Genomic DNA, 7382 nt, shown 5'->3' with positions numbered 1-7382 from the left:
CGTGGCCAGGGTGCGGGCCGCGGCCCGTCCGAGGCTCAGCGGTGCCTGGTCGGTGTCCACCGGGTCGGTGACAGTCACAGCGAGAACCACCCAATTCATTCGTAGGCCGGGATTGCCGAAGACTGGCAACGAAGAATCAACATAGCAACGGCCCCCGCGTGCACAATGACACGATCGGGTCCCGCCGGAGAACCACCTGTTCGACGCTCGACCATTTCGGACATTGTGTCGCCCTGGACATCACTCGCTGTTCCAGGCTGTCACCCGGTTGGGAAAGTTCCTGGCTCGTAAGGGGAAGCGTCGTCGCGGTGGGGAGTGGTACGGGGCGCCCCGGCGTCGGTGAACTGCGCCGAACCGGCTATGGTCACGGCCTGGGTGAGGCCACTCGGATGAATCGAACAATAATCGGTTGTCCGCCCGGAAATGGGTGGCTAACTTGGGCGATCCGGCGGTGAATCCGTCTCATGGGAAAGGACGTGGATGAACATCTTCGTGGCCGGCGGGCTCTGGGTGGCCGGCGCGGCCCTCGTCGGGGGCGTGGTCGCGTACCTGGTGCGTCGCTTCGGCTGGGACGAGGGCCGGCCGGACAACAACGACGCGGCGGGCCAGGTGTTCACCATCGTCGGCGGGCTGCACGCCGTGCTGGTCGCGTTCGTCCTCATCTCGCTGTTCGACTCGGTCGGCGGCGCGACCCAGGACGCGCAGACCGAAGCGGACAGCCTGATCGCGGCGACGTGGGCGGCCGACGCGCTGCCGGCCGAAACGAAGGACCGCGTGCACCAGCTCGCCGTCGCCTACGCGCGGACCGTCGAGCAGCAGGAGTGGCCACGCCTGAGCGACGGCGGTGAAATCCCGGCCACGGGCTGGACACAGCTGGACCAGATGCGCCAGGCCGTCGCGGCCGCCGAGGTCGACGGCGACTGGCAGATCGACCGCAAGACCGAGGCGAGCAACCAGCTCTGGGCGGTCTACCAGGCCCGCACCCAGCGGCTGAACAACGCGGGCGGCGGCGGGGTCGGGGCGGTCGTCTGGTTCGCGCTGATCCTCGGCAGCCTGATCACGGCGATCCTGCTGCCCAACCTGTTCGGCGGCACGCGGCTGGCCGCGCACGTCATCATCGTCTCCACCCTGGCCGGCACGATCACGTTGCTGCTGTTCGCCATCTACCAGCTGCAGAACCCGTTCAGCGGGGGCGCGAGGATCTCGCCGGAGGCGTTCTCCGGCGCGCTGGAAAGGCTGGCTTGACCGGCAAGAGGGCCCGCTGGGCGGCGATGCTCGGCGTGGCCGCGGCGGTCTCGGCCGTGCTGGCGGCGACGGGCTGGCTCGCGCCCGCGTCGTCTCGCCGTCCGGCGGCCCAGGCCCAGGAGACCTGCACGATCCTGCAGGCGGAGAACGAACGCGACGGTGCGCCGACGACGTTGCGGCTGCTGTCCCTGCCCGACGGCGCGACGAAACGCCTGACCCAGGTGGGATACTGGATCAACGCGATGGGGTATTCGGCGACGCAGGGCGTGGTGTACGGCGTCGCCGACGGGACGCGCCGCGGGCGCTACGAGCACGGTGCGCACGCGGTGCGCATCGACGCGTCGGGCGCGGTGACGGACCTCGGCGTGGTCGGCCGCGCGGGCGCGCAGCGTCCGGTGTGGAGCCGGGTCACCGGAGCGACGGCGGGCGCGATCGCCGGGAACCGCTGGTACGTGCGGCAGGACAGCGATCTGTACACAGTGGACGTCGACCCGGCGTCCGCGGACTACGTGCGGGTGGTGCGCCGGACGCCGTTGCGGCCGGTGTCGCTCGCGGTGGGGGTGGACGACTTCGCGTACGACTCGTCGTCGGGCCTGTTGTACGGGGTGTCGACGACGTCGCGCGGGGACAATTCGGTGGTGACGCTGGACCCGTCGACGGGGAAGGTCGCCGTGGTGCCGGGGCTGCGCTTCCCGCGCGGGGGTGCGTACGGGTCGGTGGTGCTCGCACCGGAAGCGATCTACGCGACCGCGAACCGGGACGGGCACCGGAGCGTGACGTACCGGTTGGCGCGGGACGGTTCGGGCCCGGCGGTGGAAGTGTCGACCGGGCCGGCGCTGGTGAGCGGGGACGCGGCCGGGTGCATCGCCGAGGCCGCGCCGCCTCCGCCGCTCCCGCCTCCTCCCACGACCACCTCGGAATCCCCGGCTCCTTCCGTTCCGCCGAATTCGTCGCCGCCTCCCTCGATACCTCCGAATTCGCCGCCGCCTTCGCCGACGCCGACCACACCGGAGCCTCCGCCACCGCCGCGGCCGCCACCGGTCGAGCAGGCGGTGGCGCCGGCCCCGACCCCGGCACCCACCGCGGCCCCGGTGGTCACGCCCACGCCGAGGGCCGTGGAGCCGCCCCCGGCCCCGCCCCCGTCGAAGCGGCACGCCCAGCCGACGGAGAAGCCGGAGCCGGTGGTCGAGGGCACGGCGGTGAAGACGCAGGAGAAACGCCGCTGGGGCCTGACGGCGCTGATCCTGGTCCTGGGCGGCGGTGCAGCGGTGGGACACGTCCGCCGGCACCGCTGACCCCGGGGTCGTGAGTGGGAAACAGAGTTCCAACCCTGTTTCCCGCTCACGACCAGCCGCGGCAGACCCGCTGACCGCAGGGTTGGGCCGTCGCGCCGCAGCTTGGCCGGGATCGCCCCGACCCCGCCGCGTCGGTCTGCTCGGGCGGGCAACCGCCGATCCGCCCGGGCGAGGCGACCGCCACACCCTCCGGCGCCACCGTTAACGCCCCGGCCTCCTCGAAGCCAGCCCCCGTCCACTTCGGCCACGAAGACTCCCTCCGGCGCGATTCACGCGCCGGAGAAGGAGAAACGGGATGAAGCGGGTAAGACTGGCCCTGGTCGCCGGGGTGCTGGCACTGCCGCTGGCCGCCGGTCCGGCGGAAGCGCACGACCACGGGCCGCGGGCCGAGGACGACCACCTCCGCACCCACGCCGGGCGGACCCTGACCGCCGGTCTGCTCGGCAACGACCGCGGCACCGCCGTCGTCCGGCACACCGCCGCCGCGCACGGGAGCGTCGACCTCGCCGCCGACGGCACCCTCCGCTACACCCCCGCGCCCGGCTTCACCGGCCGGGATTCCTTCACCTACACCGTTTCCGACGCCGTCAAGCTCTACCCGACCAGCCTGAAACCCCTCGCCACCATCGGCGGTGTCCAGCTCAAAGGCGGCGCGTACGGCTCCGCGCTCACCCCCGTACCCGGCGAAAAGAACGAGTTCTACGGCCTCACCGACCGCGGCCCGAACGTCGACGCCCCCGACGGCGGCAAGATCGAACCGCTACCGGCGTTCACCCCCGCCATCGGGAAGTTCCGGCTCCGCGCCGGGAAGGCCGTGCTGGAGAAGACCATCCCGTTGCGCGCCCAGGACGGCACCCCCTACAACGGCCAGGTCAGCCCGCTCGCCGACACCGGCGAGAAGATCGTCGACCTGACCGGGAACGTCCTGCCGAAGTCGGCGAACGGCTACGACTCCGAAGGCCTCGTCGCGCAGCAGGACGGCACCTTCTGGGTCTCCGACGAGTACGGCCCGTTCATCACCCACTTCGGCCGCGACGGCCGCGCGCTCGAGCGGCTCTCGCCCTTCGACGGCTCGCTGCCCGCCGAGCTGAAGTACCGCGTGCCCAACAAGGGCATGGAAGGCCTCGCGCTGACCCCGGACGGCCGGACGCTCGTCGGCGTCATGCAGTCGGCGCTGCAGCAGCCCGACCTGACGAAGAAGCCGGGCAACGTCACCACGCTGCGGATCGTCACCGTCGACCTGCGCACCCGCGCCACCCACGAGTACCTGTACCTGCTCGACGACCCGGACACCACCGGCACCGCGGTCAGCGAGATCACCGCGCTCTCGGCGACGCGCTTCCTGGTGGACGAGCGCGACGGCAAAATGGAGCCCGGCGCGTACAAGAAGCTCTACGAGATCGACCTGGCCGGTGCCACCGACGTCGGCCCGCGGGCCGCGGGGTACGACGCCCTCAAGGGTGGCCTGCTCGTCGGCGGGAAGAGCATCGACGCCTACGTCGGCAAGGACACCACCGCCGAAGCGACGAAGGACCTCGCCGCCGCCGGGATCCGGCCGGTGGCCAAGAAGCTGTCCCTCGACCTCGGCGCCCTGGTCACCGGCCTGGACCCGAGCGGCGGCTTCTTCGGGCACGACAAGGTCGAGGGCGTCGCGACGACCGATGGCGGCCGCACGGTCGTGATCGGCAACGACAACGACTTCGGCATCGACGGCGTGACGAACGCGGCGCCGCCGTACGCGCTGCACCCGAAGACGCTGCCGGACGGCCGCCAGGACGACGGCGAGTACCTCGTGGTCGACACGACGAAGCTCCCGGCGGCGACGAGCACCGCGACGGTGACGATCGACGTGCGCTAGTACTTGAACTGGTCGACGTTGTCGGCGGTGATGAGCAGGGGATCGCCCAGCAGGACCGTCTTCGACGCAGCGTCGTACTTCACCGCCGGCAACTCCAGGCTCACCTTGTTGAACGCGCTCAGCGGCTTGCCGTCGGCGACCTGCTTCGCCGTCCACGCGGTCAGCCAGCCGAGCGACTCGACGTTCCACAGCACCGACTCCGAGCACGAGCCGTCGAGCAGGAACGGCTTGATCGACTGCGGCGTCCCGACACCGACGGTGAACACCTGCCCGATCTTCTGCTGCTCGCGGACCGCCTTCGCGACGCCGGGCGCGGACGTCGTGCACTCGCCGACCAGGCCGGTGAGGTCCGGGTGGCGCGCCATCAGCTGCTTGGCCAGGTTCGCCGCGGTGTCCTGGTCCTCACCCGCGTACACGGTCTCGACGACCTGCGCCTTCGGGTAGTGCGTGGCCGTGTACTCCTTCTGCACCGAGATCCAGGTGTTGAGGTTCGCCGCGGCCGGGCCGCACGAGACGATCGCGTACTTGCCGGTGCCGCCGGTCCGCTTCATCAGCGCGTCGGTGAGCGCGGCGCCGATGCCTTCGGCGCTGGCCTGGTTGACGAACACCTCGCGTTGCGTGCCGGGCGCGTCGGTGTCCGATGTGAGCACGTGGATGCCCTTCGCCCGCGCCTCCGCGATGGCCGGGGCGAGCGCGGCGGGGTCGTTCGGCGCGACGACGATGACGTCGAACTTCTGCGCGATGAGCTGGCGCATGATGGTGACCTGCGCGGCGGGGTCGACGGTCTTCGGGCCGACCGTGGACCACTGCACGCCCAGCTGCTTCGCCGCTTCGAGGCCGCCGGCGTTCATCGCCTGGAAGTACGGGATGCCGTCGATCTTGGGCACGAACGCGATCCGCGTCGCGGCCGGCGCGGGGGCGCTGCCCAGCTGTTCCGAGCAGCCGCCGAGCGCGAGCGCCGCACCCAGCAGCAGCGTCGCGACCAGCCGGGACGTCTTAGTCGGCCCTCGCATCCCCACCCATTCCTCAGGACTCTCGAACGGTCTGCGCATGGTGGAGACCAAAGGGGAAGGTAGGGCTCCGCGTAACGGTGGTCAACGGGATGTGCGCAAAGGGTTACGGAAGCGAGTTCTACTCCGTGGATTTCTGGCGGGATTCGCCTGGTCGACGGTATCGACCACGGAAAGTAATTTCTGTGTGACTAAAGGCCACCGAGGGAGGTGGCGGCCTCCCTTGGCGCCTGCGTCAGACGCCGGAGAGGTCGACGGCGCGGTCGACCTTCTGCCGGTCGAGCACCCGCAGGATGCCTTCCAGCAGGTAGTAGTCGGCGTAGGGGAGCGACACCTCGATGCCGTCCTCGGCCGGCCGGTTGCGGGTGCAGCGCGCGACGCTCGCCTCGGCCCGGGTGGACTTGGTCGTGAGGCACGTCTGTGAGATCGCCGAAAGGATCCGCAGCGCGCTCTCCCGGTACTGCGGACGGTGGGTGATCTCCGCGAGGTCGAGTAGACCGCAGGCCATGATGACGCCGGCGGAGGCGTCCTTGATGTCGTTCGGGGCCTGCGGCGCGAGGTAGTCCCACACCGGCACGTGGTCGGGCGTCAGGTGGGCCAGCGCGAAGTCCGCGAGTTTCCGGGCGGTGGCCAGGAACTCGGCGTCACCGGTGCGGCGGTGGATCGTCGTGAACCCGTAGACGCCCCACGCCTGCCCGCGCGACCAGCACGACGCCGGGCTGTAGCCCTGCACGGTGCCGGGCCCGACCGGCGCGCCGGTGACCGGGTCGAAGTCGAAGACGTGCGGGGTCGACCCGTCCGGGCGGACGAAGTTCTCCTGCGCGGTCTTCGCGTGCGCCACGGCGATTTCGAGGTACCGCGGATCGCCCGTCTGCTTGCTCGCGAAGGCCAGCAGATCGAGGTTCATCATCGTGTCCATGATGACGCGGCCAGCGTCCTTCGGGTCGCTCAGCGCACCCCAGGCGCGAATGAACCTCCCGGCCGGGTTGTACCGCTTGATCAGCGACGACGCGGCCTGCACCGCGCCCGCCCGCCACTTGTCGTCCCCGGTGAGCCGCCACGCGGTCACCCACGACGGGTAGAAGAGGAAACCGAGATCGTGCGTACCGGTGTCGTTCTGGCGCGGCGCGAGTTTTTCCGCGGACGCCAGCGCGAGGGACTTGAATTGTTCGTCACCGCTGTGTAGCCAGGCCAGCCACAACTGGCCGGGCCAGAATCCCCCGACCCAGTCGCCATTCTGCGAATAGGTCCATTTCTCGAACTTCGTGCCGACCGGAAACGCGGTGACGCCGGGGGCGACCGCGCGGAGCTTGGCCACCGCGTAGTCGGCCGATTGGCGGAGCGTCCGGGTGACGGATGCCTGGTCAAGGGTGGTTGAAGTGCTTGCGGCCGCGGCCGTGGAGGTGCTGGTGCTCGCCGCCACCGCGGCGCCGGCCGCGGTGGTCAGCAGGGTTCTCCGGGTAACGCTCACAGGTGCCCGCCATTCCGTGTGGGGAAATGTTCCAGGTGCCCGGAAGTTTTTCACAACGGAGTGGCGCTTGTACACCCGGCGGATAGTTGTTCACGGTTGTGAATTGATGTTCCGCTCGCCGGGATATCGGCGGGGATGCGATGAACGGCTCTTTCCTCGCGCCCGGTGCCGGGGTCCCAGCGAAGTTGCGTTCAGCAGCCTGCCCGCCGCGGATCGCCTCCGCCAGGACAGAAGGTCACCTCGACCGCCGCGGCCGGATTCGAACGTCTTGAATGAGTCATTCAGGTCTTGGGAGGTCCTGAATGACTCATTCAGGACGTTTGTCCGGGCCGCGGCGTCCGGCCCCGCGATCTGAACTCCGGGCGCCGTGATCGCAGTGAATGACTCATTCCTGGCGTCCGGCGCCAGGAATGAGTCATTCACTGCATCGGGCCCGGATCCGCCGCCAGCGCCCTCCCGCGGCTGGTCGTGAGTGTTCAGTCGGGTTCGAACCCGACTGAACA

At 70.3% G+C, this 7382-nt stretch carries 5 protein-coding genes; 3 read left to right on the top strand and 2 right to left on the bottom strand.

Annotation, left to right across the window (positions count from 1 at the left end; translation table 11 throughout):
• Window positions 1-480: 480 nt before the first annotated feature.
• The 3 genes from AB0M83_RS48020 (at window position 481) to AB0M83_RS48010 (ending at window position 4398) form a co-directional block, all read left to right on the top strand.
• Window positions 481-1245: a hypothetical protein gene (locus AB0M83_RS48020; protein WP_364529370.1), complete on the top strand. Its 765-nt coding sequence runs from the start codon at window positions 481-483 to the stop codon at window positions 1243-1245.
• Complete coding sequence (locus AB0M83_RS48015; RefSeq protein WP_364529368.1) at window positions 1242-2540, top strand: hypothetical protein; 1299 nt, start codon at window positions 1242-1244, stop codon at window positions 2538-2540. The genes AB0M83_RS48020 and AB0M83_RS48015 overlap by 4 nt, the downstream gene beginning before the upstream one ends.
• 295 nt (window positions 2541-2835) lie before the next feature.
• Window positions 2836-4398 (top strand): esterase-like activity of phytase family protein, encoded by a 1563-nt coding sequence (locus AB0M83_RS48010; RefSeq protein ID WP_364529365.1) that lies wholly within the window; start codon window positions 2836-2838, stop codon window positions 4396-4398.
• Here the strand turns inward: AB0M83_RS48010 and AB0M83_RS48005 are convergent.
• Both AB0M83_RS48005 and AB0M83_RS48000 read right to left on the bottom strand, forming a co-directional pair.
• On the bottom strand, window positions 4395-5411 hold the full coding sequence (locus tag AB0M83_RS48005; RefSeq protein ID WP_364529362.1) for an autoinducer 2 ABC transporter substrate-binding protein: 1017 nt from the start codon (window positions 5409-5411) through the stop codon (window positions 4395-4397). The two genes, AB0M83_RS48010 and AB0M83_RS48005, sit on opposite strands and share 4 nt — an antisense overlap.
• 232 nt (window positions 5412-5643) lie before the next feature.
• A complete protein-coding gene (locus AB0M83_RS48000; protein WP_364529359.1) occupies window positions 5644-6879 on the bottom strand; it encodes a glucuronyl hydrolase in 1236 nt (411 codons plus the stop codon).
• Between the last annotated feature and the right edge of the window lie 503 nt (window positions 6880-7382).

The sequence above is a fragment of the Amycolatopsis sp. NPDC051106 genome (genome assembly GCF_040682775.1).
In the GTDB taxonomy this organism is placed as follows: Bacteria; Actinomycetota; Actinomycetes; order Mycobacteriales; family Pseudonocardiaceae; genus Amycolatopsis.
Note: the sequence above shows the minus strand (reverse complement) of the source record. Positions and strands in the feature narration are given on the sequence as shown.